The sequence below is a fragment of the Amycolatopsis benzoatilytica AK 16/65 genome, from assembly GCF_000383915.1.
Classification (GTDB): Bacteria; Actinomycetota; Actinomycetes; order Mycobacteriales; family Pseudonocardiaceae; genus Amycolatopsis; species Amycolatopsis benzoatilytica.
Genome location: NZ_KB912942.1, coordinates 4,306,717 through 4,331,263, shown reverse-complemented (window position 1 = coordinate 4,331,263; position 24,547 = coordinate 4,306,717). Strand labels below are relative to the sequence as shown.

At 71.2% G+C, this 24,547-nt stretch carries 22 protein-coding genes; 13 read left to right on the top strand and 9 right to left on the bottom strand.

Features of this window, described 5'->3' with window-relative positions; translation table 11 throughout:
• The first annotated feature begins 19 nt into the window (after nt 1–19).
• The 6 genes from AMYBE_RS0119905 to AMYBE_RS42000 all read left to right on the top strand — a co-directional run bounded on the left by AMYBE_RS0119905 (nt 20) and on the right by AMYBE_RS42000 (nt 10,474).
• Nucleotides 20–2,662, top strand: coding sequence for a hypothetical protein (locus tag AMYBE_RS0119905; RefSeq protein WP_020661151.1), 2,643 nt, complete (start codon nt 20–22; stop codon nt 2,660–2,662).
• Nucleotides 2,663–3,553: 891 nt separating this feature from the next.
• Nucleotides 3,554–8,521 carry an NAD-glutamate dehydrogenase gene (locus tag AMYBE_RS0119900; protein ID WP_020661150.1) on the top strand — a complete coding sequence of 1,656 codons (4,968 nt, stop codon included), beginning with the start codon at nt 3,554–3,556 and terminating at the stop codon, nt 8,519–8,521.
• Nucleotides 8,518–8,940, top strand: a complete 423-nt coding sequence (locus AMYBE_RS0119895) for an acyl-CoA thioesterase (RefSeq protein ID WP_020661149.1) — start codon at nt 8,518–8,520, stop codon at nt 8,938–8,940. Before AMYBE_RS0119900 ends, AMYBE_RS0119895 begins: the two co-directional genes overlap by 4 nt.
• On the top strand, nt 8,933–9,568 hold the full coding sequence (locus tag AMYBE_RS0119890) for a DUF8010 domain-containing protein (protein ID WP_020661148.1): 636 nt from the start codon (nt 8,933–8,935) through the stop codon (nt 9,566–9,568). Before AMYBE_RS0119895 ends, AMYBE_RS0119890 begins: the two co-directional genes overlap by 8 nt.
• Before the next feature lie 45 nt (nt 9,569–9,613).
• The gene (locus tag AMYBE_RS0119885) at nt 9,614–9,862 is read left to right on the top strand and encodes a hypothetical protein (protein WP_020661147.1); all 249 of its coding nucleotides are present in this window, start codon (nt 9,614–9,616) and stop codon (nt 9,860–9,862) included.
• 255 nt (nt 9,863–10,117) lie between these two features.
• On the top strand, nt 10,118–10,474 hold the full coding sequence (locus tag AMYBE_RS42000; protein WP_020661146.1) for a DUF6292 family protein: 357 nt from the start codon (nt 10,118–10,120) through the stop codon (nt 10,472–10,474).
• Between the two features lie 65 nt (nt 10,475–10,539).
• On the opposite strand, the gene AMYBE_RS0119875 is transcribed toward AMYBE_RS42000, so the two are convergent.
• Both AMYBE_RS0119875 and AMYBE_RS0119870 read right to left on the bottom strand, forming a co-directional pair.
• Complete coding sequence (locus AMYBE_RS0119875) at nt 10,540–11,436, bottom strand: acyl-CoA desaturase (protein WP_020661145.1); 897 nt, start codon at nt 11,434–11,436, stop codon at nt 10,540–10,542.
• A gap of 394 nt (nt 11,437–11,830) precedes the next feature.
• Complete coding sequence (locus AMYBE_RS0119870; protein ID WP_020661144.1) at nt 11,831–12,034, bottom strand: cold-shock protein; 204 nt, start codon at nt 12,032–12,034, stop codon at nt 11,831–11,833.
• 387 nt (nt 12,035–12,421) lie between these two features.
• Between AMYBE_RS0119870 and AMYBE_RS0119865 the strand changes: the two genes are divergently transcribed.
• Nucleotides 12,422–12,610 carry a hypothetical protein gene (locus AMYBE_RS0119865; RefSeq protein WP_020661143.1) on the top strand — a complete coding sequence of 63 codons (189 nt, stop codon included), beginning with the start codon at nt 12,422–12,424 and terminating at the stop codon, nt 12,608–12,610.
• 7 nt (nt 12,611–12,617) lie between these two features.
• On the opposite strand, the gene AMYBE_RS0119860 is transcribed toward AMYBE_RS0119865, so the two are convergent.
• The 3 genes from AMYBE_RS0119860 to AMYBE_RS0119850 are packed head-to-tail and all read right to left on the bottom strand — an operon-like array spanning nt 12,618 to nt 15,618.
• Entirely contained in the window at nt 12,618–14,207 is a 1,590-nt protein-coding gene (locus AMYBE_RS0119860) for a glycoside hydrolase family 13 protein (RefSeq protein WP_051124746.1), read from the bottom strand.
• Nucleotides 14,207–14,596, bottom strand: coding sequence for a globin (locus AMYBE_RS0119855; protein WP_020661141.1), 390 nt, complete (start codon nt 14,594–14,596; stop codon nt 14,207–14,209). Before AMYBE_RS0119855 ends, AMYBE_RS0119860 begins: the two co-directional genes overlap by 1 nt.
• Before the next feature lie 32 nt (nt 14,597–14,628).
• Nucleotides 14,629–15,618 carry a mechanosensitive ion channel family protein gene (locus tag AMYBE_RS0119850; protein WP_020661140.1) on the bottom strand — a complete coding sequence of 330 codons (990 nt, stop codon included), beginning with the start codon at nt 15,616–15,618 and terminating at the stop codon, nt 14,629–14,631.
• 411 nt (nt 15,619–16,029) lie between these two features.
• On the opposite strand from AMYBE_RS0119850, the gene AMYBE_RS46790 reads away from it, so the two are divergent.
• Complete coding sequence (locus AMYBE_RS46790; RefSeq protein WP_020661139.1) at nt 16,030–16,482, top strand: HNH endonuclease; 453 nt, start codon at nt 16,030–16,032, stop codon at nt 16,480–16,482.
• 175 nt (nt 16,483–16,657) lie between these two features.
• Here the strand turns inward: AMYBE_RS46790 and AMYBE_RS0119840 are convergent, their stop codons facing one another.
• Complete coding sequence (locus AMYBE_RS0119840; protein ID WP_020661138.1) at nt 16,658–17,101, bottom strand: hypothetical protein; 444 nt, start codon at nt 17,099–17,101, stop codon at nt 16,658–16,660.
• Between the two features lie 284 nt (nt 17,102–17,385).
• On the opposite strand from AMYBE_RS0119840, the gene ctaJ reads away from it, so the two are divergent.
• Together ctaJ and AMYBE_RS0119830 are read left to right on the top strand one after the other, a co-directional pair.
• Nucleotides 17,386–17,640 (top strand): aa3-type cytochrome oxidase subunit CtaJ, encoded by a 255-nt coding sequence (ctaJ, locus tag AMYBE_RS0119835; RefSeq protein ID WP_020661137.1) that lies wholly within the window; start codon nt 17,386–17,388, stop codon nt 17,638–17,640.
• Nucleotides 17,627–18,118, top strand: coding sequence for a DUF5130 family protein (locus AMYBE_RS0119830; RefSeq protein WP_020661136.1), 492 nt, complete (start codon nt 17,627–17,629; stop codon nt 18,116–18,118). The genes ctaJ and AMYBE_RS0119830 overlap by 14 nt, the downstream gene beginning before the upstream one ends.
• A gap of 129 nt (nt 18,119–18,247) precedes the next feature.
• Here AMYBE_RS0119830 and pepN read toward each other — a convergent pair whose 3' ends face one another.
• Complete coding sequence (gene pepN / locus AMYBE_RS0119825) at nt 18,248–20,818, bottom strand: aminopeptidase N (RefSeq protein ID WP_027927822.1); 2,571 nt, start codon at nt 20,816–20,818, stop codon at nt 18,248–18,250.
• A 177-nt stretch (nt 20,819–20,995) separates the two neighbouring features.
• Between pepN and AMYBE_RS0119820 the strand changes: the two genes are divergently transcribed.
• The gene (locus tag AMYBE_RS0119820; protein WP_020661134.1) at nt 20,996–21,616 is read left to right on the top strand and encodes a mycothiol-dependent nitroreductase Rv2466c family protein; all 621 of its coding nucleotides are present in this window, start codon (nt 20,996–20,998) and stop codon (nt 21,614–21,616) included.
• A 40-nt stretch (nt 21,617–21,656) separates the two neighbouring features.
• Here the strand turns inward: AMYBE_RS0119820 and AMYBE_RS0119815 are convergent, their stop codons facing one another.
• Nucleotides 21,657–22,448 (bottom strand): MBL fold metallo-hydrolase, encoded by a 792-nt coding sequence (locus AMYBE_RS0119815; RefSeq protein WP_020661133.1) that lies wholly within the window; start codon nt 22,446–22,448, stop codon nt 21,657–21,659.
• Nucleotides 22,349–23,182, bottom strand: a complete 834-nt coding sequence (locus AMYBE_RS41995) for a 2-phosphosulfolactate phosphatase (RefSeq protein ID WP_084470083.1) — start codon at nt 23,180–23,182, stop codon at nt 22,349–22,351. The genes AMYBE_RS0119815 and AMYBE_RS41995 overlap by 100 nt, the downstream gene beginning before the upstream one ends.
• Before the next feature lie 45 nt (nt 23,183–23,227).
• Between AMYBE_RS41995 and AMYBE_RS0119805 the strand changes: the two genes are divergently transcribed.
• Nucleotides 23,228–23,701, top strand: coding sequence for a ribose-5-phosphate isomerase (locus tag AMYBE_RS0119805; protein WP_020661131.1), 474 nt, complete (start codon nt 23,228–23,230; stop codon nt 23,699–23,701).
• Nucleotides 23,701–24,510, top strand: coding sequence for an Fpg/Nei family DNA glycosylase (locus AMYBE_RS0119800; RefSeq protein WP_020661130.1), 810 nt, complete (start codon nt 23,701–23,703; stop codon nt 24,508–24,510). The genes AMYBE_RS0119805 and AMYBE_RS0119800 overlap by 1 nt, the downstream gene beginning before the upstream one ends.
• Nucleotides 24,511–24,547 lie beyond the last annotated feature (37 nt).

Here is a 24,547-nt window from a genome sequence, read left to right as displayed (position 1 = left end):
CCGGCGGCGGGGGTCCCGAGTGGAAACCAGCAGGCACAACCGGCCCAGCCCGTCCGCGACCGCGGACGGGCGGCCCGCCGTTGCCGGTGGCGGGACCCTCGCCGATCTCGGCAGGCTGATCGACCGGGCGGACTCGCTGCGCTTTCGGGCGCCCGAGCTGTCCCTGGTCCTCGGCGAACGCGCGGCGGCGCTCGCCGAAGCCGCCGGCGCGGACGGGCACTGGATCCGGGCGGAAGCGCTCGTCGTGTCCGCCCGCGTGCGGACCGGCGCTCGCACTTCGACGGTCGGCCGTGCGGTCGCCGCGTTGCGCGCGGCCGAGCACGCCGGGTACGCGACCACGGCGGCACGGCTGCGCGTGGATCTCGCGGTGTGCGCGCGGAGTCTCGGCGTCCCGCTGATAGGGCTGGCCGCGCTGCGGCCGGTGCTGTCCGAGGACGTGCCGCCGTCGCTGCGCGCGGAAGCGCTGTGCCACCTCGTCGGGTGCCTCGCCCAGTTCGGCCGGAAGGCGGAGCTGGACCGGGTGCTCGTCGAGGCGGACCGGCTGCTGGTAGCCGACGACTCGCTGGACGCGGACGACCGCCTGCTCATGCGGGCGTTGCTGCGCAACGGAACGGCGGCGCACCGCCGCCGCCACGGCGACCTCACCGCCGCGGCCGACGCCGCGCGGACCGGTCTCGGGTTTCTGGAAAAGCTGGACCGCCCCGGCGACGACGGCGGTCTGGTCCGGATCCGGCTGGTGTTGCAGCTGGTCAGCACGCTGCTCGACCGCGGCGACGCGGACATGGCCTACGACATCGCCGAGCCGGTGCTGCGCGAACCGGTCCGGGCGGCCGGGATCGCGCCGGCGGCGTGGCTGCGGCTGGCGGTCGCGACCCGGATTCACCTGCCGGCCGGTGCCGGCGACGCGGCCGCGGAGCTGGTCGGGGAGGCCGTCGCGGCCACCGACCGGCACGGGCTGGCGTCCGTCACGGCTCGGTTGTGGCTCGAGCTGGCGCAGATCGAGGAGCGGTTCGGCAGCGCGGAGGAAGCCATCGGGTGCTTGCACCGGGCGCGCGCGGCCGAGCACGTCCACGCTCGGGCGCGGCGGCAGGCGTGCGGCCTGATCGCGGGCGAGCTCGGGGCGGATTCGGTGGCCTCGATGGACTTGGACGACGTGCTGGCGGCGTCGGCGTCGCGGGCCGGGCGGGCGGTGTCGATGGAGGTCGAGCCGCGCGTCGCGGCCGAGGTGACCTCGGTGATGCCGGTGATCCGGATCGACGCGGAGCCGGCTGCCCCGGAGCCGGTCGCGGTGGCTCCTGCCGAGGTCGCGCCGGCGCGGGTGGCTGAACCGGCTCCTGCCGCGGCTCCAGCGGCGGAGAAGAAGCCAGCGTGGTCGTTCCGCCGGGCTGCGGCGGAGACGGCAGTGGAACAGACGTCCGTGATCCCGGCCGTGCGGGACGAGCCCGCCGAGGCGGAGCGCCCGCATTCGGGCGGACGGCGGCGTGCGGAAGACCGCGAGCCGCCGGTGGTGCCGGGCTGGGGACGTCCGGTCGCCGAGGAACCGCCCGCGCCGCGGAAGCGGGCCGGCTCGACGGCGGTCGAAGTCCCGGACCAGGCGGCGGCCGGTTCCGGTCGCCGGGCTGAGGGCGCTGCCGGTGCTGGCGTGCGGACGGACGTGAGCGGCCATCGGGACCGGGCCGCGGAGCAGGTGCTGACGCGGGCGATGGAGTCCGCGTCCGAGCGCTGGGCGGCATCGGACGCGGCCAGCGCCCGGACAGGCGAGGAGGCGCCGGCTCAGGTCGTGCACGACCTGCCAGCCGGCTCCGGTCACCGGGCCGCCGAAGAAACGCCGGTCGAGGTCGTGTCGGACCGCCGGGCGCAGGCCGCGGCGGGGGCGGCGGCTCGCCGGGCGGAAGCTTCCGCGCGCCGGACCGAGGAGCCGCCGGTCGCCCAGGCCGTCGACGAGGTCGCCGTCCGGGAAGAGGAGCCGCTCGAAGAGGCTTCGTCGCCGAGGTTCTCGCTGCGGATGCCGGATCTGTCGGACATCCTGCCGGAACTGCCGCTGGCCCCCGCGCCGGCGGACGAACCGGCCGCGCCGCTGTGGGAAAGCGCGGAGTGGGCCCAGGAAGAAGCGGCCCGCCGGGACGCGCGCGGCCGCAAGACCCGGCACGACGCCGAGCACGGTTCGGTAGCCGCGAAGTCGGTGCTGGACCGCTTGGGCATCACCGCGTCCGGAGGCGGCGGGGGCCGTCGCCGGGCCGACGACGCCGACCGTTCGGCGCACGACGCGGACGCCGGTGCGCCGTCGGAACCCGTGGTGGCGGAACCCGAGCGGGCGGAGAAGCCGGAACTGGCCCCTGCGCCGCGCCCGGAGGAGCCGTCGCCGGTGGAGGAGACCTGGCTGCCCCGGTTGCGGATGCCGCCTGCGCTGGACCCGCTGTCGGACATCGACGCGTGGACGCCGTCGGACCAGCCGTTCCCGGAGAGCTACGCGCGAGCCATCGCGGAAGACGAGCCGCCGCCGGACGCCGGACTCGCCGAACTGCTGGCCCGCGCGCTCGCCGAGCACCAGGCGGGCACCGCGAGCGCGGCCGCGCTGGTGAAACGGCTCGGCCCGGCGGACGAGCCGAAGCCGATCAACGGACGGGCCAGGACGGACCGCCGCCGCAACAACGGCGACTGACCCCGGTCGGCCGCTGCCCGGCGCGAGGGGATCAGCCGCGGTTCGGCCGCCGGCGACGACAGTGCAGAGATGCGCTCGGGGTGATTGGAGACTTCGCGGCCGGTGCGTCGCAGGCTGCCGGGCGAGCGGTTTTCGGCGGCCTCGCGAAGGAACAACACGGGATTGCCCGGGTCCGGTCGATGTCCCGGCGGCTGCGGTCGCCCGAGTTTCGTTGCGACGCCAGCTTTTCCTTCTCTCTCGCCAGGTCGGGAACCGGCTCCGCGGCCGAGGCTGTCCAGCGCCGTTGTGCGTAAAGCGAGCGGCAGCGGCAGATTGCCCGTTCTCGCATCGGGCGAGGGCAGCCGAAACCATCGCCCGGCCCGGTTCTGCGCGGTGGAGGGCTGAACCGGCGAACCCGACGCGCCCCGGGATCGTTCCCCGAACGATTGCTCCGCGGAAGGCAGCAGTCCCGGGACCGTTGATGCATAACCGAAGTTACGCGTCAGACACCAGCCGCAGCGCGTTCCGCGCCTATTCCCCGCCCGCCGCTCCGACGCCCGTCCGCCGACGGAAGAATTAGCCCGTCCGGGTGGCAAATCTCCCAGCTTCCGAGGCAACCTTCTGCCTGTCCCGCCGCCGGCGATACGCACACTGAACCGATCCCGACCCGGCCGAAATCCCACTGAAACCCGGCCGCCGCGCTCGTGCCAAGCCTTTTGCCGCTGCCCGCTCGAATCGAACCCGTCGGTAACTGAACCGATCCCGCGCGCCCGCCCCCGCGACGGCCCCGAAACCGAACCTTAAGTCTTTCCCTACCCCGCACAGCGCAGTTCCCGGGCGGATTAGGGTGGGGTCGTCCGGCACGTTGTGGTGACGGACGCGTCTCGGTCTCGCACACTGGAGAGTTGCTCAATGAGCTCGACGGGAGTCTCGTCCCCGCCCGATGTCGGCACCGAAGCCGGCTCCGCCCGCCGTTCGGCCAGCCCGGAGCAGATCCGCGACGAGCTGATCGCCACCGCGGCGGCGCAGGCGCCGGAGATCGCGGACCTGATCCGCCTGTACTACCGGCACATTCCGGCCGACGAGATCGTCGGCGACGATCCGGCGGCACTCGTCGGCGCGGTGCGTTCGCACCTGCAGCTCGCCGCGCAGCGGATGCCCGGCCGTCCGGCGGTCCGGCTGCTGAACCCGACCACCGCCGAGGACGGCTGGACGCGCGACGCGACCGTCGTGCAGGTGGTCACCGACGACATGCCCTACCTGGTAGACAGCGTCACCGCGGAGTTCGCCCGCGACGGCGTGCAGGTGCAGCGCATCGTGCACCCGATCGTGGTGGTCAGCCGCGGGCTGACCGGCGAGCTGGAGGGCCTGCACCCGGACGCCGACCCGGCGGAGCCGCCGGCCGGCGCGTCCGCCGAGTCCTGGATGCTGGTCGAGATCGACCTGGTCACCGACCCGAACCGGGCGCGCGAGCTGGACAACCGGCTCTCCTCGGTCCTCGGCGACGTGCGCGAGGTGGTCGAGGACGCCGACAAGATGGCGCAGACCGCCTGCTCGCTCGCCGAAACCCTCGAACAGCACCCGCCGAAGCTGTCCGGCGACCAGGTCGCCGAGGGCGCCCGGCTGCTGCGCTGGCTCGCCGACGGCCACTTCACGTTCCTCGGCTACCGCAAATACGAACTCGTCGGCAGCACCGAGACCGGCGGCGACGAGCCCGCTCTGCGCGCGGTTCTCGCGTCCGGTCTCGGCGTGCTGCGCCAGGACAGCTTCGCCGCCCGCAGCCTCACGGCCGGGCCGGACAGCTCGGTCGACGCGCTCGCGCCGTCGCTGCTCGTGCTCACCCAGGCCAGCGCCCCGAGCACGGTGCACCGCCCGGTCTACCCGTACTACGTCGGCGTGAAGACGTTCGACGCCAACGGCAAGGTCAGCGGCGAGCACCGGTTCCTCGGCATGTTCACCACCACCGCGCTGCACGAGAACGTGCTCGACATCCCGGTGGTCAGCCAGCGGGTGCGCGAGGTGATCCACCGCGCCGGCTTCCCGATGGAGTCCTTCTCCGGCCAGCGGATGCTGGAAGTCCTGCAGAACTGGCCGCGCGCCGACCTGTTCTCCGCGGACACCGATTCGCTGTACGCCACCACCACCGGCGCGATCACGCTGTCGGACCGCCGCCGGCTGCGGCTGTTCCTGCGCCGGGACCCGTACGGCCGCTTCTACTCCTGCCTGGTCTACCTGCCGCGCGACCGCTACACCACGCGTTCGCGGCTGGCGATGCAGGAAGTACTGCTCGAAGAACTCGAAGGCACGCAGCTGGAATACAGCGCGCGGGTCGGCGAAACCCTGCTGGCGCAGGTGCATTTCGTGGTGCACACCGACCCGGCGAACGCGATCGAACCGGACACGCTGCGGATCCAGGAGCGGCTCAACACCGTCGTGCGCAGCTGGGACGACCGGCTGGTGGAGGCGATCATCGCCGAGCGCCGCGAACGCGTCGGCGACGGCGGACCGCTCGGCCTGATGGGCGAGGAGTCCGTGGTGGACCGCGGGCAGCGGTTCGGCGCGGTGTTCCCCGAGGCGTACAAGGAAGATTTCACCGCCGAGGAAGCGCTCGCCGACCTCGGCAAGCTGGAAACCCTGGCGGATGAAGGCGATCTGGCGCTGTCGTTCTACCTGCCCGCCGACGCCGAACCGGGCGAGCGGCGGTTCAAGCTCTACCTGCGCGGCGAGGGCGTCACCCTGTCGAAGGTGCTGCCGGTGCTGCAGGCGATGGGCGTCGAGGTGGTGGACGAGCGGCCGTATGAGCTGTTCCGCGAGGACGGCGGGGCCAGCTGGATCTACGACTTCGGACTGCGCGTCGCGACGAAGGGCCTGGAAGAGGCCGACGCGGTCGAGCTGCGCGAACGGTTCCAGGACGCGTTCCACGCCGCGTGGCACGGCGAAGCGGAGGTCGACGGCTTCAACGCGCTGGTTCTGCGCGCCGGGCTGGCCTGGCGCCAGGCCGCGGTGCTGCGGGCCTACTCGCGCTACCTGCAGCAGGCGCGCAGCCCGTTCTCCCAGGCATACATCCAGAACACGGTTGTCAAGCACACCGAGGTCGCGACGAAGCTGGTGCGGCTCTTCGAAACCCGCTGCGACCCGCAACTGTCCGATGTGGACCGCAAGACGCACGCGGAATCGCTGACCGCGGAGATCTCCGCGATGATCGACGAGGTCACCAGCCTGGACGAGGACCGGATCCTGCGCCGGCTGCTCGCGGTCATCAACGCGACCCTGCGCACGAACTACCACGTGCGCGACGCGGAGGGGACCCCGCGGCCGTACCTGGCGTTCAAGCTCGACCCGAGCGGCGTGCCGGAGCTGCCCGAGCCGCACCCGAAGTTCGAGATCTTCGTGTACTCGCCGCGCGTGGAGGGCGTGCACCTGCGGTTCGGCGAGGTCGCTCGCGGCGGCCTGCGCTGGTCGGACCGGCGCGAGGACTTCCGCACCGAGATCCTGGGCCTGGTCAAGGCGCAGGCGGTGAAGAACGCGGTGATCGTGCCGGTCGGCGCCAAGGGCGGCTTCGTGGTGAAGCGGCCGCCGGCCCGCACCGGCGACGCCGGCGTGGACCGCGACGCGCAGCTCTCCGAAGGCATTGCCTGCTACCGGATGTTCATCTCCGGCCTGCTGGACCTCACCGACAACCGGGTCGAGGGCCAGACCGTGCCCGCGCCGGACGTGGTGCGCCACGACGCCGACGACAGCTATCTCGTCGTCGCCGCGGACAAGGGCACCGCGAAGTTCTCCGACATCGCCAACGAAGTCTCCGCGCAGTACGGCTTCTGGCTCGGCGACGCGTTCGCCTCCGGCGGTTCGGTCGGCTACGACCACAAGGCGATGGGCATCACCGCCAAGGGCGCGTGGGAAAGCGTGAAGCGGCACTTCCGCGAGCTGGGCAAGGACACCCAGACCGAGGACTTCACCGTCGTCGGCATCGGCGACATGATGGGCGACGTCTTCGGCAACGGGATGCTGCTGTCCGAGCACATCCGGCTGGTGGCCGCGTTCAACCACATGCACGTGTTCCTGGACCCGAACCCGGACGCGGCGAGTTCCTTCGCCGAGCGCCGCCGGTTGTTCGACCTGCCGCGCAGCTCCTGGGACGACTACGACCGTTCGCTGATCAGCGAGGGCGGCGGGATCTATCCGCGCTCGGCCAAGACCGTCCCGATCACCCCGCAGGTGCGCGAGGCGCTCGGCCTTGAAGAGGGCGTCACCAAGCTCGCGCCGATGGACCTGATCCAGGCGATTCTGCTGGCTCCGGTCGAGCTGCTGTGGAACGGCGGCATCGGCACCTACGTGAAGGCGGAGACCGAGAGCCAGGCCGCCGCGGGCGACAAGGCCAACGACGCCATCCGCGTCAACGGCAACCAGCTGCGCGTGCGGGTGGTCGGCGAGGGCGGCAACCTGGGCCTGACCCAGCTCGGCCGGATCGAGTTCGCCCGCTCCGGCGGCAAGATCAACACCGACGCGCTGGACAACTCGGCCGGCGTCGACTGCTCCGACCACGAGGTCAACATCAAGATCCTGCTCGACCACCTGGTGTCCGGCGGCGCTCTGGAGCGCCCGCGGCGCAACGAGCTGCTCGAGGAGATGACCGACGAGGTCGGCTCCCTGGTGCTGGCGGACAACTACCGGCAGAACGCGGTGCTCGGCGTCAGCCGGGCGCACGCCGGGCCGATGGTGTCGGTGCACGCGCGGCAGGTGTCCGCGCTGGTCGCGAAGGGCGCGTTCGACCGCAAGCTGGAGGCGCTGCCCAGCCCGTCGCAGTTCCGCGCGCTGGAGAAGGCAGGCGAGGGCCTCACCTCGCCGGAGCTGGCGACGCTGCTCGCGCACGTGAAGCTCGACCTCAAGGACGAGCTGCTGGCCTCCGACCTGCCCGAGTCCGAGGTGTTCACGCGCCGGCTGCCGGAGTACTTCCCGGTCCCGCTGCGGGAGCGCTTCGCCGAGGCGATCAGCCAGCACCCGCTGCGCCGGCAGATCATCACCACGCTGATCACCAACGAGCTGGTCGACGGCGGCGGCATCTCGTTCGTCTACCGCCTCATGGAGGAGATGAACGCGACCGCCACCGACGCGGTGCGCGCGTACGCGGTGGTCACGCACGTCTACGACCTGCCGAAGCTGTGGGCCGAGATCGACGCGCTGGACAACGTCGTGCCGACCGCGGTCGCGGACCGGATGGTGCTGGAGACGCGGCGGCTGCTCGACCGGGCGGCGCGCTGGTTCCTCACCAACCGCCCGCAACCGCTCGCGCCGCTGGCCGAGATCAACCGGTTCGGCCCGGTGGTCGCGGAACTCGGCCCGAAGCTGAGCGAACTGCTGCGCGGCCGTCAGCTGGAGGCCGCCGAGCAGGAAGCGGCCGAGCTGGTCTCCGAAGGCGTCCCGGCCGAACTCGCCCGCCAGGTGGCGCTGCTGCTGCACAGCTACGGCCTGCTCGACGTGGTCGAGGTGGCGGAGCTGGCCGAGCAGCAGGTCGGGCTGGACGCGACGCACACTCCGGCGGACACCGCGGAGCTGTACTACGCGTTGTCGGCGCACCTGGACATCGACAAGATGCTCACCGAGATCAGCGCGCTGGAGCGCGGCAACCGCTGGCACGCCCTCGCGCGGCTCTCGCTGCGGGACGACGTGTACGGTTCGCTGCGCGCGATCTCGCTCGACGCCTTGCGGCACAGCGACCAGGACCTGTCCGTGGACGAGCAGATCGCGCAATGGGAGAAGGCCAACGCGTCGCGGCTTTCGCGGGCGCGCGTGGCGCTGGACGAGATCACCCGCTCCGGGCGGCTCGACCTCGCGACGCTGTCCGTGGCCGCCCGGCAGATCCGGAGCACGGTTCGGTGACATTCGTTTCCCACGTCCAGCCGCGCTGGTCGGACATGGACATCTACGGGCACGTCAACCACGCGAACGTGGTGACGCTGCTCGAAGAGGCCCGGGTCCCCGTGCTGTTCGGCGAAGCCGAGCGCGCGGGGCTCGCCGAGCTGCCGAAGGGCGTCGTGGTGGTGAAGCTCGGCGTGCACTACCGCGCGCCGATCGTCGCGGCACCCGGCCTGACGGTGCGGGTGGAGATCGAGCTCACCGAGCTGAAAGCGTCCACTGTGACGCTCGGCTACGTGGTGCGCACCGGCCCGGACGAGTCCGACGCGGTGGCGGTGACCGCGGAAACGGTGCTGGCTCCCTACGACACCGGGAAGCTCCGGCCGCGCCGGTTCGCGGACGCGGAATCGGAGTTCCTCAAGCGGGTGTTCGCCGATGCCTGAGCTGCGGATCCCTGATCCGGGCGATCGCGAGACGCTCAGCGCGTTCGTAGCTCGCGCGGTGCGGCTGGACGGCAATACCGCCGTCCGGCTGCGCCGCCGCGGCGAAGAGGTGGTGGAGGCGTGGACGGCGACGCCGTTCGAAGTCCTGGCCACCCGCGCGGTGGAAGGCACGGTGACGCCGGCGGACGTCACGGTGTCCGGCAACGAACTGCTCGCGGCCCTGGTGGTCGCGGGCGGCGAGGTGATGGACCCGGGACCGGTGCGCGACCTGCTGTGGCACGCGGAGCTGCCGGCGTCGGACCGGTGGCAGCTGGTCGACGAGCTGCCAGTGCAGGTCGTGTCGGACCTGGCGGACCGGGGCGTCACACTGGCCAGGGACAACGCCGGGCCGCACGGCACGCCGCCGTCGTCGCTGATGGACCAGGCGGTGCTGACCGTGACCGGGGCGGACCTCGAAGTCAAGGTGCAGATGCGCTGCCTGTTCGCGTTGTCCGGGATGGGACTGTTCGACTCGTCGATCGACGGCGACGTCATCCGGGTGACGGCGACCGACTCGTGGCTGCGGCTGGACGCCCGGTACGGCGCGGTGCTGAAGCGGCGCCAAGCGCTGTTGCCGCTGCTCTTCTGACCGGTTCTGCTGGCGTCGGCGCGCGGGCGGTGCCATCGTGAAGGGATGAGCGACCCGGACGGCGACCCGACGGCGGACTTCCTCGCCGAAGTGCGAACCGAAGAGACGCCGTGGCGCACCGAGCGGCCGGCTGATGCTGTCCCCGCCGCTCCTGACGTTCCGGCGGAGACGCGGGAGCCGGGCCGGGCGCGCAAGGCAGTGCGGGCAGTCGGCGAGGCCGCGCCTTATGTGCAGGCCGGGCTGCTCGCGGCGTGGGTAGCGACGGCGATCGCGGAATCGGTCGACGGCGGCTGATCAGCCGAGCCTCCCTGCGCTGAACAGCCGGTCCTGGATACGCCATTCGGACCAGCGCTTGGCGGCTTTTCGGATCACTCTCGCGCGGGCTGGGCGAGCCGAATCCGGTCAGGGGGTTGTCGCGACCGGTAGAGTCGGGGGCGGTCCAGCCGCTGGATGCCCGATCCGGCGCGACCCCGATCATCGCGACCGCCAGCTCTCGCGTCCCGAAGGTGTGGCGTAGGTCCCTGTGCGCGGCGGCGGAAAAGGAGACCCATGCTCCTGTCCGGTTCTGAACGCCCGATGTCCTTGCCTGCTGCTGACGATCCGCAAGCGCTGCGGCAGGAGCTGGCGGCTTATGTGAGCGAGGTCGCTGCCGCGGTGGGGGTTTCCGCGGGGGGAACCTCCTGCGAGGTCACCGACACTGTTACCGCGTATGTCGCGTTGAACAGGCGGTCGGAGCGGTTTCCGGGGCGGGATCTGATGCTGCTGTGGAGCGCGCGGCAAGGATGGACGGTAGCGGTGGAGACCGCACCGGGCGAGGCTGCGCAGGTCGTGGGGCGGTTGGGCGGAGAGGTGACGCCGGACGCGGAGCGGGTGCGGCGGTTCGTGGTCGAGGTGGTTCCGGCTTGAAGCCGTGAAAGGCCCCTTGAGGGAATCTGATTCCCTCAAGGGGCCCTTCACGGACCGGAGTGAGCTCAGGCGGCCTTGAGCTTGCGGGCCAGCCGGTCCGGACGCGGCCAGCGGACGTGGGTGGCCCAGCGGAACTTCTCGAACAGCCAGATCAGGCGGGCCGAGATGTCCAGTTGGTTGCGGCCGACACCGTGTCTCGCGCCGGTCGGGTCGGCGTGGTGGGAGTTGTGCCAGGACTCGCCGAAGGACAGGATCGCCAACGGCCAGAAGTTGGCGGAGCGGTCGCGTGCTTCGAACGGGCGCTCGCCGATCAGGTGACACAGCGAGTTCACCGACCACGTCACGTGGTGCAGGGCGGCGACCCGGACCAGGCCGGCCCAGAAGAACGCGGTCAGCGCGCCCCACCAGCTCATCGTGATCAGCCCGCCGAGCACCGCGGGCAGCAGCAGGGTCGCGGCGGTCAGGACGGGGAACAGCCGGTCGACGCGGCGCAGGTCCGGATCGTCCAGCAGGTCCGGGGCGAAGCGGCGCGGGTTGGTCTTGTCGCGGCCGAACAGCCAGCCCATGTGGGCGTGCCAGAAGCCCTTCGCCAGTGCGGCGGGGGTGGTCCCGAAGCGCCACGGCGAATGCGGGTCGCCGTCGCGGTCGGAGTAGGCGTGGTGGCGGCGGTGGTCGGCGACCCAGTCGATGACGGGGCCCTGCATGGCCATGCTGCCCGCGACGGCGAGTGCGATCCGCAGGCCGCGGCGGGCGCGGAACGAGCCGTGCGTGAAGTAACGGTGGAAGCCGACGGTGATGCCGAGGCCGCTGAGGCAGTAGAAGCCGACAGCGAGTCCGATGTCCAGCCAGCTGAGGCCCCAGCCCCAGGCCAGCGGAACCGCGACGGCGACCGCCGCGAGCGGGACGACGGCGAACAGTTTCACCAGGAAGGACTCGGTGCCGGTCTTGCGGCCGGCCAGCATGGGTTCGGGGGTACGGGTGCGGGTGGCGGTGTCGATGACGGAATGCTCCTGTCGAGCTGGTCCGGTCGCCGCGCGGTGCGGGACCGAGGCCGGGCAGGGCAGCGGCCAGGGCGGGGGAGGGCCCGGGTGGAGAGTGCCGTGCGTGCGACCGGCGGGGGAGTCCGGTCGCGACCTGCTCTGGTCAACGGATCGTCTCGCGCCCTGGTTCCCTGGGCCCGGAAAACGGGGCTCGGCAAGGGAATTCGCGAAGGGCGGAGGAAGGGCCGGGGCACCCTGCCGCGGGACGCGGTCCCGCGGCAGGGGCACCCGGATTCCGGGAAGTGTTCTCCGGAAAAGGAGAATCGGGCATGCAGCCGGATTCTCCCGGATATTGCTCAGGTTTGCGGCAAGATCCTCAGATCGTGCGGATACCAGTGGCCTGCGGGCCCTTCTGGCCCTGGCCGATCTCGAACTCCACGCGAGCGTTCTCTTCCAGGCTGCGGAAGCCGTTGCCCTGGATCTCAGAGTAGTGCGCGAAGACGTCGGCGCTGCCGTCGTCCGGGCTGATGAATCCGAAGCCCTTTTCGGCGTTGAACCACTTCACGGTGCCTTGCGTCATAAAAACGATCTCCATCGAGCGAGCAACGAAATGCCACCTCGGCATCTCGGGTCAGCAACCGACGGAGCGTCCTTCCGCTGGCGGAAAAGCCACCACGCCCGCTACATCTTGCGAGCGTGGCCGCGGGCACACCCGCAGCACGAACACAAAACACGACCATCGTCAGTAAAGCACGCCGGCGACGATCGCACCAGGCCGAGCCGGTGAAAAGTCCATTGTGGACCCCCTGATCGCCCGTTCGGGGCGGGTGAACGGGCAGTTGACGCGGGAAGTAGCGTGGACGCAGTCGAGAAGCTCACCGCACGCCGGCCCGCTGCCGGCGTCGTCTTCGGCGGTGCCGTTCGTCTGGCCCCGCCGTCGGCCCCTTCCATCTCGACGAGGAGCGATATGCGCTCGGAACGACGCCCGCTATCCGCCGAAACCAGCGAGTTCGCCCGTGCCCGGGTGTCCGCCGAGGAGGGCTTGCGCACCCAACAGGCGCACGCCGCCCGGACAGTCGCCGTGCACGCGCACGACGTGGACGACTTGCGCGGCCTGCTCGCGATGCTCGGGCTGGAGGCCGGAACCAGCGTCTGACCTCGGGTCAGACGAGCCATGCCGCCGAATCCGGGGCCAGCCGTCCGCCTTCCAGCGGGCTGCTGGTCAGGAGGACTTCACCAGGCGGCAGGGGGATCGAACTCGCCGACGTGTTGAGCGCGCAGATCACCCCGCCGCGGCCTCGCCGGAAGGCGAAACAACCCGCTGGTGCGCCGTACCACTCCAAGTCGTCGCCGGCCTGGAACGCCGCGTGCGTCTTGCGCAACTCGACCGCGCGGCGGTACAGCGAGAACGTCGATTCCGGGTCCTCGATCTGCCGTTCGACCGTCAGCGAAGCCCATCCGGCGGGCATCGGCAGCCAGGTCCGCGCGGTGCGGGAAAACCCGTATGGCGGCAGCGTCCCCTCCCACGGCAGCGGCACGCGCTCCCCGTCGCGGCTGAACTCCGGACCCAGGGTGCGGGCGCGCGGGTCGGCCATCGCCGCGGGCGGCACGTCCGCGTTCGGCAGGCCCAGCTCCTCGCCCTGGTACAGGTACACCGCGCCGGGCAGGGCCAGCTCCACCAGCGCCATCGCGCGCGCCCGGCGAGTCCCGGCCGCGCCCCCGCCGTAGCGGCTCGCCGTACGCCACACGTCGTGGTTGGACAGCGTCCAGGTCGCCGGAGCGCCCGCCGCGCGCGGCACCGCAAGCGACCGCTCGATCGACGTGCGCATCGCGTCCGCGTCGAAATCGGTGAGCACCAGGCGGAAGTTGAACGCCAGATGCAGTTCGTCCGGGCGCAGGTAGCGCGCCAGCCGCTGCTCGTCCTGCACCCAGACCTCGCCGACCGCCATCGCGTCCGGGTATTCGTCCAGCACCTTGCGGATCAGCTGGTGGACGTCGTGCACGCTGTCTTCGTCGAAACGCGGGTCGCCCGGTTCGCCGAGGCCGGCCGGCGGCGCGGACAGGTCCATGTCCGGCAGCCCGGCCGGCTTCGCCATGCCGTGCGCGACGTCGACGCGGAAACCGTCCACGCCGCGGTCGAGCCAGAACCGCAGCGTGCGCTCCAGGTCGGCGCGCACGTCCGCGTTCGCGAAGTTCAGGTCCGGCTGCTGCGGCGCGAACAGGTGCAGGTACCACTGGCCGTCCGGGACCCGGGTCCAGGCCGGGCCGCCGAACACGCTGACCCAGTTGTTCGGCGGCTCCGCGCCGCCCGGACCGCGCCCGTCGCGGAAGTGGTAGCGCTCTCGTTCCGGACTCCCCGGCCCGGCCGCCAGCGCGGACTTGAACCAGGCGTGCCGGTTGCTGGTGTGGTTCGGCACCACGTCCACGGTGACCCGGATGCCGCGCCGGTGCGCCTCGGTGAGCAGCACGTCGAAATCGCCGAGGGTGCCGAACATCGGGTCGACGCCGCGCGGGTCGGTGACGTCATAGCCGTGGTCGGCCATCGGCGAGGGGTAGAACGGCGTCAGCCACAGTGCGTCGACGCCCAGCAGCTCCAGATAGCCGAGCTTGCTGCGGATGCCTTCGAGGTCGCCGATCCCGTCTTCGCCGGAATCGGCGAACGAACGGACGTAGACCTCGTAGAACACCGCGGCCGACCACCATGACGGCGCCGGCCGCCGGTCCGGCCGCCGTCCGGCGACCCGTCTTCTCATCAGACGAAGCTGTTCATCATGCTGTTCGCCGCCATTTCCAGGTAGGCCCACAGCTGTCCCAGGTACGGCTCTGGCAGGTTCTCCTCGTCGATCGCGATCCGGATGCAGCGCAGCCAGGCGTCCCGTTCGATCGGGCCGATCTTGAACGGTGCGTGCCGCATCCGCAGCCGCGGGTGCCCGCGCCGGTCGGAGTAGGTGTGCGGGCCGCCCCAGTACTGGATGAGGAACAGCCGGAACCGCTCCTCCGCCGGGCCGAGGTCCTCCTCCGGGTACAGCGGGCGCAGCACCTCGTCGCGGGCCACTTCCTCGTAGAACCGCTTGATGATGCGGCGGAACGTCGGTTCGCCGCCCACCGCCTCGTACAGGTTCGCCGGTTCCGGCTCGCTCACAGTCGACACCCTTCCATCTTGCCCTTCCCTGGCTATTTGTCCGCGTGCTGGCCGGACAGGAACCGGCCGAGCGGCGGCTCGAAACCGGCCTCTTCGAGCGCGCCGAGCAGTTCGCCGCGCAGCTTGCGCTGCACCGCCCACTGCTTGCCAGGTCGCACCTTCACCGTCAGCCGCAACACGATTCCCTCAGGCGTCACCTGTTCGACACCGAGCATCTCCGGCGGCTCCAGCACGTTCGCGGACAGCGCCTCGCTCTCCACCGCGCGGGTGGCGGCGCTGGAGAGCACTCCGGTCGCCCGGTCGACGTCGGCCGAATAGCCGAGCGGGACGTCCACCACGGCGACCGCGAAGCCCTGGCTGGAGTTGCCGACCCGCAGCACCTCGCCGTTGCGGACATACCAGACAGTGCCCTTCAGGTCGCGCAGCGTGGTGATGCGCAGGCCGACCGCCTCGACGGTGCCGGTGGCCGGTCCGATGTCCACCACGTCGCCGACGCCGTACTGGTCCTCGATCATCATGAACATCCCGGAAAGGAAGTCCTTGACCAGGTTCTGTGCGCCGAACCCGAGCGCGACGCCGACGATCCCGGCGGACGCGATGATCGGGGCCAGGTCGATGCCCAGCTCGCCCAGCACGAGGATGAACGCCAGGCCGTAGATCAGGAACGTCGCCATCGACTTCAGCACCGAGCCGATCGTCTTGGCCCGTTGCCGGCGGCGTTCGGTGACCGCGGAGCCGAGCATGTCCGGCGCGCGCTCGCGCAGCGGCCGCAGCAGCGCGGGCAGTTTGCCCCTTTCCCCGTTGGAGGAGGTCGGCAGCGTCGTGACCCGGTCGATCATCCGGCGAGTGAGATACCGCACGAAGAACGCGATGACGAGGATCAGGACGATCCGCAGCGGCTTCGTCACGAGCCAGCCCGCCGACGCGGCGAGCCACTCGTTGTGCGTGACCGAATACACCTGGGCGCACCATGTCCCGGTCTCGGAGATGCAGGCGGGCGGTGCGCTGAGCACGGCATTCACTGGCTGAGCAAGTCCCTTCGTTTCGTGCTGTCCCGGCGGCGCGCAGGAGGCCGGCGGGTGGCCGCCGGGTCGCGGGTATGTGACACGTCACAGAACACACGTGCGCCGGGGCCCTGATGTGTGGTCGACTATGCCTGCACCGGTGGAGGTGGTCGAGTGCCAGACCGACAACCCATCCCCCTCGGCGGCACCGTCCAAGCCATGGCCGAGCTGCCGCCGGAGGCGATCCTGCGCGCCTGCCCGGGAGGGTCCGCATCCGGCGGCTCCGTCCCGTCCGGGCCGGGGACCCGTCCAGGGGGAGCATCCCGTCCGCCCGGACAGCGTAGAGCCCGCGATCCGGTCTCCCCGGCGTGGGGCCGCCGCCGGGTCCTCCTGCTCAACGCCACTTTCGAGCCGCTGACCGCGGTGCCCATGCGGCGCGCGGTAGTGCTCGTGATGTGCGGCAAGGCGGAGGTCGTCCACGGCGATCCGGGCGGCGTGGAACTGCACGCCGCGAAGGTTTCGCTGCCCGTCCCCTCGGTGATCCGGCTCAGCACGTACGTGCGGGTGCCTTACCGAGCCCAGGTGCCGCTGACGCGGGCCGGGCTGATGCACCGGGACCGTTACCGCTGCGCGTACTGCGGCGGACGGGCCGAGACCATCGACCACGTGGTCCCGCGCAGCAAGGGCGGTCCGCACGCGTGGACCAACTGCGTCGCCTGCTGCGCCAAATGCAACCATCGCAAGGCCGACCGGCTCCTGTCGGAGATCGGCTGGCGGCTGCGGGTGGTGCCGCGGGCGCCGCACGGCCCGCACTGGCGGCTGCTGGCGCATTCGAAGGAAGCGGACCCGTTGTGGCGGCCGTACCTCGGATCGGCAGCTTAGCGGCCGGAGGCCGCTGAACGTCGGCGCCCCGGCTGCCTGAGCGGCGGCCGGGGCGAGCCGGGGGAGCTGCGCGACGTTGTCGCTGCTCGTCGAGTCCTGAGCGGTGTCTGGAGAGCCTGAGCGGTGTGCGGAGCATCCACGGGGCCCGCGGATGGCCGGGCCGGGCGCGGTGCGGTCAGGCGGCGAGGCTGTAGTCGGCCTGGCAGGTGACGCGGGTTCCCATGGTGACGCGGGTGCCCATGGTGACGCGGGTGCCGCAGGTGACGCGGGTGCCCATGGTGACGCGGGTGCCCATGGTGACGCGAGTTCCGCGGGTGACGCGAGTTCCGCGGGTGACGCGGGTGCCCATGGTGACGCGAGTTCCGCGGGTGACGCGGGTTCCCATCGTGACGCGGGTGCCGCGGGTGACGCGAGTGCCCATGGTGACGCGGGTGCCGCGGGTGACCCGGGTACCCATCGTGACGCGAGTGCCTGCCGTGACCCGGGTTCCGCGGGTCACTCGTGTGCCGCGCGTAACCCTGGTGCCGGACGTGACCCGCGTTCCGGGCACGAATTCGGTCTCGCTGAGTGACGGAATGGTCTCGGCGTTCGCCTGAGCGGGGGTCTGGACGCTCTGCATGAGGTGTCCTCCTGGGACCGGTGCGTAACGTGCTGGGGCGGGAGAACGAGGCGCAAGGCCCGTACAGGTGAAAAAGCTACGAGGATTTCAGAGCCTGGACAAGCCGACATCGGCCGTTGCGGCCGCCTGTACGGCGAGTTGCCATCTTTCGGCCCGGTGCCCTTCGCCCCAACGTGCCAGCGGCGACGGGCCAAGCGGCGGACGGCGCCTCCGCCGCGACGAGCGGTCGCCGTGGCCGTGGTGTCGTGCGGTGTCCGCGGAACGCATCCGATACGCTCACCGGCGTGAACGTTGTCGACACGATCCTGGTCTACGCGGTCATCCCCCTGGCCATCTACTTGGTGGTCGGTGCGATCACCCTGCGGAAGAAGTTCTCGGGGACGCCGCGGTACCGGCCTGGACAGCCGTGGGAGTACCCCGCGATGTGGTGGACCGCCAACCCGGACGGCGTCGGCGCCGGCCACGGGCCGGTCGCCGAGGTGAATGCGGCGCCCGAGGGCGCTTCGACGGCCGCAGGAGGCGCTCGTGGCAAGTGGTGAGCTGACCCATTCGGACGCCGGCGCGGTCGCGGTCGCGGACCTGCCTTTCGGCACGGTCGTGACCAACAGCGGGCGGGTTTCGGCGGCGAAGATGTACGAGCCGTCGGTTCCTGCCATGCCGTTCACCGTGCAGCAGCTGGCCCGGTTGGACGAGGCGCTGACGTTCGCGTCCCGGGAGACCGGGCTGGGCTTCAGCATCTACCTCGGAGACCTGGGCGAGGACACTCGTGCCGGCGCGGAGAAGCTGCACGCTTCCACCGACGACCCGTCCAACGCGGTGCTGCTGGCGGTTTCGCCGGCGCAGCGGGCGATCGAGATCGTGACCGGGGAGCGGGCGCATTCGCGGCTGCCGGACCGCGGCGCGAACCTGGCGGTCGCCAGCATGGTCGCCTCCTTCAAGGAAGGCGATCTCACCGGCGGGCTGGTCAACGCGTTGCGGATGTTGAGCGACCAGGCCGGGGCTTCGCCTCGGCATTGAGAATCGCGGTTTTTTGGGGCCGGTGCGCTGGATGCGCACCGGCCCCTTTTAGTTCCGGTAAGAAGCCGTGAAGGGCCCCTTCAGGGAATCTAAGTCCCTCAAGGGGCCCTTCACGGACTGGCGTGCGGGTCAGGCTTGGCTGTCGAAGTCGCGAGCAGCCAGCGCGCGGACGATGCCGGCGCGGCCTTCGGACACCAGCCGGCGCAGGGCGGCGGGGTGGTCGTCTCGCTCCAGCCATTCGTCCGAGGCCATCACGGTCGCCGGTTCGACCGCCCACGAGGGGTACAGGCCGATGGCGGTCGGCTGGGCCCGCTCGCTCGACCGGCGGGCCCACACCTCGTCGATGACCTCGAAGTAGCGGTTCACGTAGTCGCCAAGCAGGTGCTTCTGCCCAGGGTGGGAGAAGCCCGAGATGAGCGCGTCGCTGACGGCGTTCGGAATCTCGTCGTCGTAGATCGCGCGCTGCCAGGTTTCGGCCTTGGCCTCGGCGGTCGGCTGCAGGGCTCGCGAACGCTCCGCGTGGCGGCGGCCGGCGGCGGTGTCGTCGCGGGACAGTTCCGCGTCGATCTCCGCCGTGCCCGCCTTGCCGTGCGCGACCAGGGCGCGCAGCAGAGCCCAGCGCAGGTCGGTGTCCACCGTGAGGCCCTCGAGCGGCGCCGAGCCGTCCAGCCAGCCGGCGAGCACGGTCAGCTGCTCGTCGTCCAGGACACCGCCGGCCAGCGAGTTCACGAACGCCAACTGGTGGTCCGAACCCGGTTCGGCGGCCTGAGCCAGCTCCAGCAGCCGGCCGCTCAGCGCCGGCCAGCCTTCGGCGACTGCCCACTTCTGGTCGGCGTAGGAGTTCAGCGCGGTCTGGGCCTGCAGCAGCAGCCGCTGCACCACGCCGACCTCGCTTTCCGCGTGGACGCCGCGGGAGACCAGGGTGACGAAGTCACGGGCCTTCAGCTCGGCCTCGCGGGTCATCTCCCACGCGGCCGACCAGCACAGCGTGCGCGGCAGCGGATCGGTGATGTCGCCGATCCGGTCGACCAGCGTGGTCAGCGACGCCGGGTCCAGCCGCATCTTGCAGTAGGTCAGGTCGTCGTCGTTGACCAGCACCAGCTTGCCGGCCGGCTGGCCGACCAGGTCCGGCACCTCGGTGCGCTCGCCGTCCACGTCCAGCTCGACGCGGCGGATGCGGGCGATCTTGCCGTCCGCGTCCTCGTCGTACACGCCGATCGCCACGCGGTGCGTGCGCAATTCGCCGGCGCCTGGCTTCGCGCCGCTCTGCACGACCGCGAAGGAGGCGAAGGTGCCGTCCTTGGCGACCTCGTAGCGCGGGCTCAGCGAGTTCAGGCCGGTGGTCTCCAGCCACTGCGCGCTCCACCACGACAGGTCGCGGCCGGACGCTTCCTCCAGCGCGGCCAGCAGATCCGCCAGCGTCGCGTTGCCCCAGGCGTGCTTGCCGAAGTACACCCGCAGGCCGCTCAGGAAGTGCTCGATGCCCACATAGGACACCAGCTGCTTCAGGACGCTCGCGCCCTTCGCGTAGGTGATGCCGTCGAAGTTCACCTCGACCGCGTGCAGGTCGACGATGTCGGCCGCGATCGGGTGCGTCGAGGGCAGCTGGTCCTGGCGGTAGGCCCAGGACTTCTCGATGTTCGCGAAGCTGGTCCAGGCGTTCTTGTACTCGGTCGCCTCCGCTTGGGCGAGCACGCTGGCGAACGTCGCGAACGACTCGTTCAGCCACAGGTCGTCCCACCAGCGCATGGTGACCAGGTCGCCGAACCACATGTGCGCCATCTCGTGCAGCACCGTCTCGGCGCGCCGCTCGTAGGCGTAGCGGGTGACCCGGCTCCGGAAGACGTAGTCCTCCAGGAAGGTGACCGCGCCGGCGTTCTCCATCGCGCCCGCGTTGAACTCCGGCACGAACAGCTGGTCGTACTTGGAGAACGGGTACGGGGTGCCGAACTTCTCGTGGTAGAAGCCGAAGCCCTGCTTGGTCTCGGTGAACAGCCGCTCGGCGTCCATGTGCTCGGCGAGCGAGGCGCGGCAGTAGATGCCGAGCGGGATGGTGCGGTGCTCGTCGCGGAACTCGTCGCGCCACTCCGCGTACGGGCCGGCGATCAGCGCGACCAAGTAGGTGGAGAGGCGCTCGGACTCGAGGAACCGGGTGTGGCGCGCGCCGTCCTCGGTGTCCTCGGCGGTGTCGGCGATCGCGTTGGAAATGACCTTCCAGTCGCGCGGCGCGTGCACGGCCAAGCGGTAGACCGACTTCAGGTCCGGCTGGTCGAAGCAGGCGAACATCCGCTTCGCGTCGGCGGTCTCGAACTGGGTGTAGAGGTACACGCTGTCGTCGACCGGGTCGACGAAGCGGTGCAGTCCCTCACCGGTGTTCATGTAGCGGCAGTCCGCGGTGACGACCAGCTCGTTCTCCGCGGCCAGTCCGGGCAGCGCGATGCCCTTGTCCTCGGCATAGCCGCTGACGTCGAGCTCGACGCCGTTCAGCACGGCGGAGCGGACGCCTTCGGCGACCAAGTCGATCCACGACGCTTCGCCGGGACGGTTGCTGGTGAACCGCACCGTGGTGGCGGAGCGGAAGGTCTTCTCGCTCGGACGGCCGTTGCCGTCGGTGAGGTCCAGCTCGATGTCGTAGGACGACACGTCCAGCAGGCCGGAGCGCTGCTTGGCTTCTTCACGCGTCAGGTTGGGGGCGGGCACGGGCACCTCTGGTCTTCGGTTCCGGTTGGGACGTTGTCCAGCATCCAATCATGGTTCGCCCGCATGCGGCGACCAGGGAACAATGCGACGGGTCCGCGACGTTGCCCGCTGTGCGGGGGACGGCCCCGTCCCCCGGCGCGCGCCGGGGAGGAGAACTTCGCCTAGGAGCACCGGCAGATGACTGACGCGTCCCAGCCCACGAAGGTGGACTTCTACTTCGACCCGATCTGCCCGTTCGCGTGGATCGCGTCGCGGTGGATCCTCGAGGTCGAGCAGCACCGCGAGCTGGACCTGAACTTCCGGGTGATGAGCCTGTCCGTGCTGAACCAGGGCCGCGAGGACCTGCCCGAGCGGTACAAGGAACTGCTCGACTCCGGCTGGGCGCCGGTGCGGGTGGCGATCGCGCTCGAGCAGGCGCTGGGCCAGGAAGCGGTCCGGAACTACTACACCGAGTTCGGCACCCGCTACCACAAGCAGGGCAACAAGGACCGCGACCTGGTGATCAAGGAGGCGCTCGCTGCGATCGGCGCGCCGGCCGAGCTGGCCGAGGCGGGCTCGTCCACCGAGTACGACGACGCACTGAACAAGAGCCACCACGAGGGCATGGACCCGGTCGGCGAGGATGTCGGCACGCCGACGATCCACGTCAACGGAGTCGCCTTCTTCGGCCCGGTGCTCAGCTCGATCCCGCGCGGCGAGGACGCGCTCAAGCTGTTCGACGGCGCGGTCGCGATGGCCAGCTACCCGGACTTCTTCGAGCTGAAGCGCACCCGGACCGGCGACCTGAACTTCGACTGACGCATCGTGATGTTCAGGCCGGTTCCCCTCGGCCTGAACATCACGAGAAGCCCAGCGCCGCTTTGGTGACCTCCGCTGGATACGGTGCCGCGTCCAGTGCCTCCGCCAGCGCGGTCTTCGCTGTCTTGAGTTGGTGCAGGCGCAGCAGACCGTCGCGGTGCTTGCGGACGAACGCCTGGTCCACCGGGTCGCCGTGGCCGGGCACGATGATGCGCGGTTCGAGCGCGAGCAGCGCGTCCATCGCCAGCGCCCAGGCGTCCAGCGCGGTTTCGGCGGTGAACGAGTAGGCGGTGAATCCGTCCGGGCCGTGCTCCACGACGTCACCGGCGAAGACCACGGCCGCGTCGGGCACGTGCACGAGCAGGTCGTGGTCGGTGTGCGCCGGACCGGGATGCACGAACGCGACGGTCCGGCCGCCGAGGTCGAGCTCGGCGCGGTCGGTCACCAGCCGGTCCGGTGGCATGAGACCGGTGCGTTCCAGCGCGTCGGCGATCTCCGGTTTGCCGGCATTCCGGTAGTGGACGGCCCATTTCCGCTTGTCCGCCTCGCCGTTGCGCAGCATCTCCGGCAGGCAGCCGGCCTGCGCCCAGACGTCGCAGGGCAGGAACGGCATGGTGCCGAAGGCGTGGTCGAAGTGCGCGTGCGTGTAGACGACCGACCACGGCAGGCCGGTGAGCTCCCGCACCGCACCGGCGAGCTCGGCGCCCTGGTCGACGTCGCCGCGCGTGTCGATCACCAGGCAGCGCTCTTGGCCGAGCACCAGGCCGGTGGTGAGGTCGAGTTCCTCGTAGCGGCGCGCGAAAACGCCGTCGGCCACTTCGGTCCAGCGCATGCCGCCTCCAGGATCCCGTCCGCCAGCCTGGCCACGGTATCGCTGACGTCCTGCTGGGCAGCCAAGATCACGTCGTTCCGGTGCCCGGCCGCGGCCAGCTCGCGCCCAGAGGTGCAGGCGTGGAGTGCGGACGGGACGTCGGTGGCCGCGTAGGCGGCGGCGGCCAGTTCCGCCTCGGCCGACCGCACGCCGCGGAGCGCGCTGACGATCGCGCCCGCGCCGAGCTGATCCTCTGCGCACGGCCGTAGCGGGCCGAAGGTCGGGCCGTCGGTGATCAGGTCGACGCCCCAGCGTTCTCCCGCCGGAATGAGGCCGATCGGCCGTCCGGCGGCGATTTCCAGTGCTTTCGCCGCGGTCGCGGCTGCATTCCGCAGGCAACCGACCAGTACCTGCGCATTCGTTTCGGCCGCGGCCGCGCAGAGCGTCGCGCCGTTGGGGGAGGGGAGCGCGAGCAGGGTGCCGGACGGGATCTCCGTCACAGAAGACGGCCGAAGCGTCCAGGCGCCTTCACCGGCGAGCGCGGCTCCGGCGGCGCGGGCTTCGGCCGCGCCGCGTTCGTCCCGCCAGCGCAGCGGCCGCACCCGGCCGCCGCGCCCGATGACGAGATCCGTTGTGGTGCTGAAAGAAAGCACGTCGACGACGATCAGCACGGCGCACTCCCGGCCGAGGACCGAGACTCCTTCGCCGCCCCATTCGAGCCTTACGTCCGTCCCGCTTTGCGTTCCGACGTCCACCCCCCAGAGAATGCCGCGTCCGCGGCGGAGTGGCACACTCCCGCTGTGCGTGTCTACTTGGGATCCGACCATGCCGGTTTCGAGCTGAAGAACCACCTTGTGCGCCACCTCGGCGAACAGGGCCACGAGGTGACCGACATCGGGCCGTTCGTCTACGACGCGGCCGACGACTACCCGGCGTTCTGCGTCGAGACCGCGCGCCGGGTGGCCGCCGACGAAGGCAGCCTCGGCATCGTGATCGGCGGTTCGGGCAACGGCGAGCAGATCGCCGCGAACAAGGTGCCGGGCATCCGCGCCGGGCTCGGCTGGAGCGTCGAGACCGCGGAGCTGACCCGCCAGCACAACCACGCCCAGGTGCTCGGTGTCGGCGCCCGGATGCACACCGAGGCGCAGGCGGCGGAGATCGTCGACGCGTTCCTGGCCGCCGAGCCGGATCCGGCCGAGCGGCACGTGCGGCGCGTCCAGCAGCTGCTCGACTTCGAGAGCACCGGCGTCCCGCCGGCCCTGCCGGGGGCCTGATGCCCGAGGGGCACACGCTCCATCGGCTGGCCCGTCTCCACCAGCGCCGATATGCCGGCGGACCGGTCGCGGTCAGCAGTCCGCAAGGCCGGTTCGCCGCCGAGGCGGGCAAACTCGACGGGCAGGTGCTGAAGTCCGCGGAAGCGTACGGCAAGCACCTGTTCCACGACTACGGTCCATTGGGGACGGTGCACGTCCACTTGGGCCTGTACGGCACCTTCGCGGAAGCGCCGCTGCCCGAATCCGAGCCGGTGGGCCAGGTCCGGATGCGCCTGTCCGGCAAGACGCACTGGACCGACCTCCGCGGCCCGACCCGGTGCGAGCTGCTCGACCCGGCCGAGGTGGACGCGATCAAGGCCAGGCTGGGCCCGGATCCGCTGCGCCGGGACGCGAAGCCGGAACGGGCGTGGGAGCGGATCTCGCGGTCGCGGACCACGATCGCGGCGTTGCTGATGGACCAGACGGTGCTGGCCGGGGTAGGGAACGTCTACCGGGCGGAAGTGCTTTTCCGGCACGGGATTTCGCCGATGGTGCCGGGCCGGGACCTGGACCGCGCGGTATGGGATGACATCTGGGCGGACCTGGTCCGGCTGATGCGCGACGGCGTGCGGGCCGGCCGGATCGACACGGTCGCGCCGGAGCACCTGCCCGAGGCGATGGGGCGGGCGCCGCGAGAGGACCGGCACGGGGGCGAGGTTTACGTCTACCGGCGGGCCGGGATGCCGTGTTTGATCTGCGGGACGCCGGTGGCGCACCGGGAGCTGGTGTCGCGGAACCTGTACTGGTGTCCGGGGTGCCAGCCGGCGTGACGCCGAGCCCGCCGGAGCGGAGCGCGCCTCCGGCGGT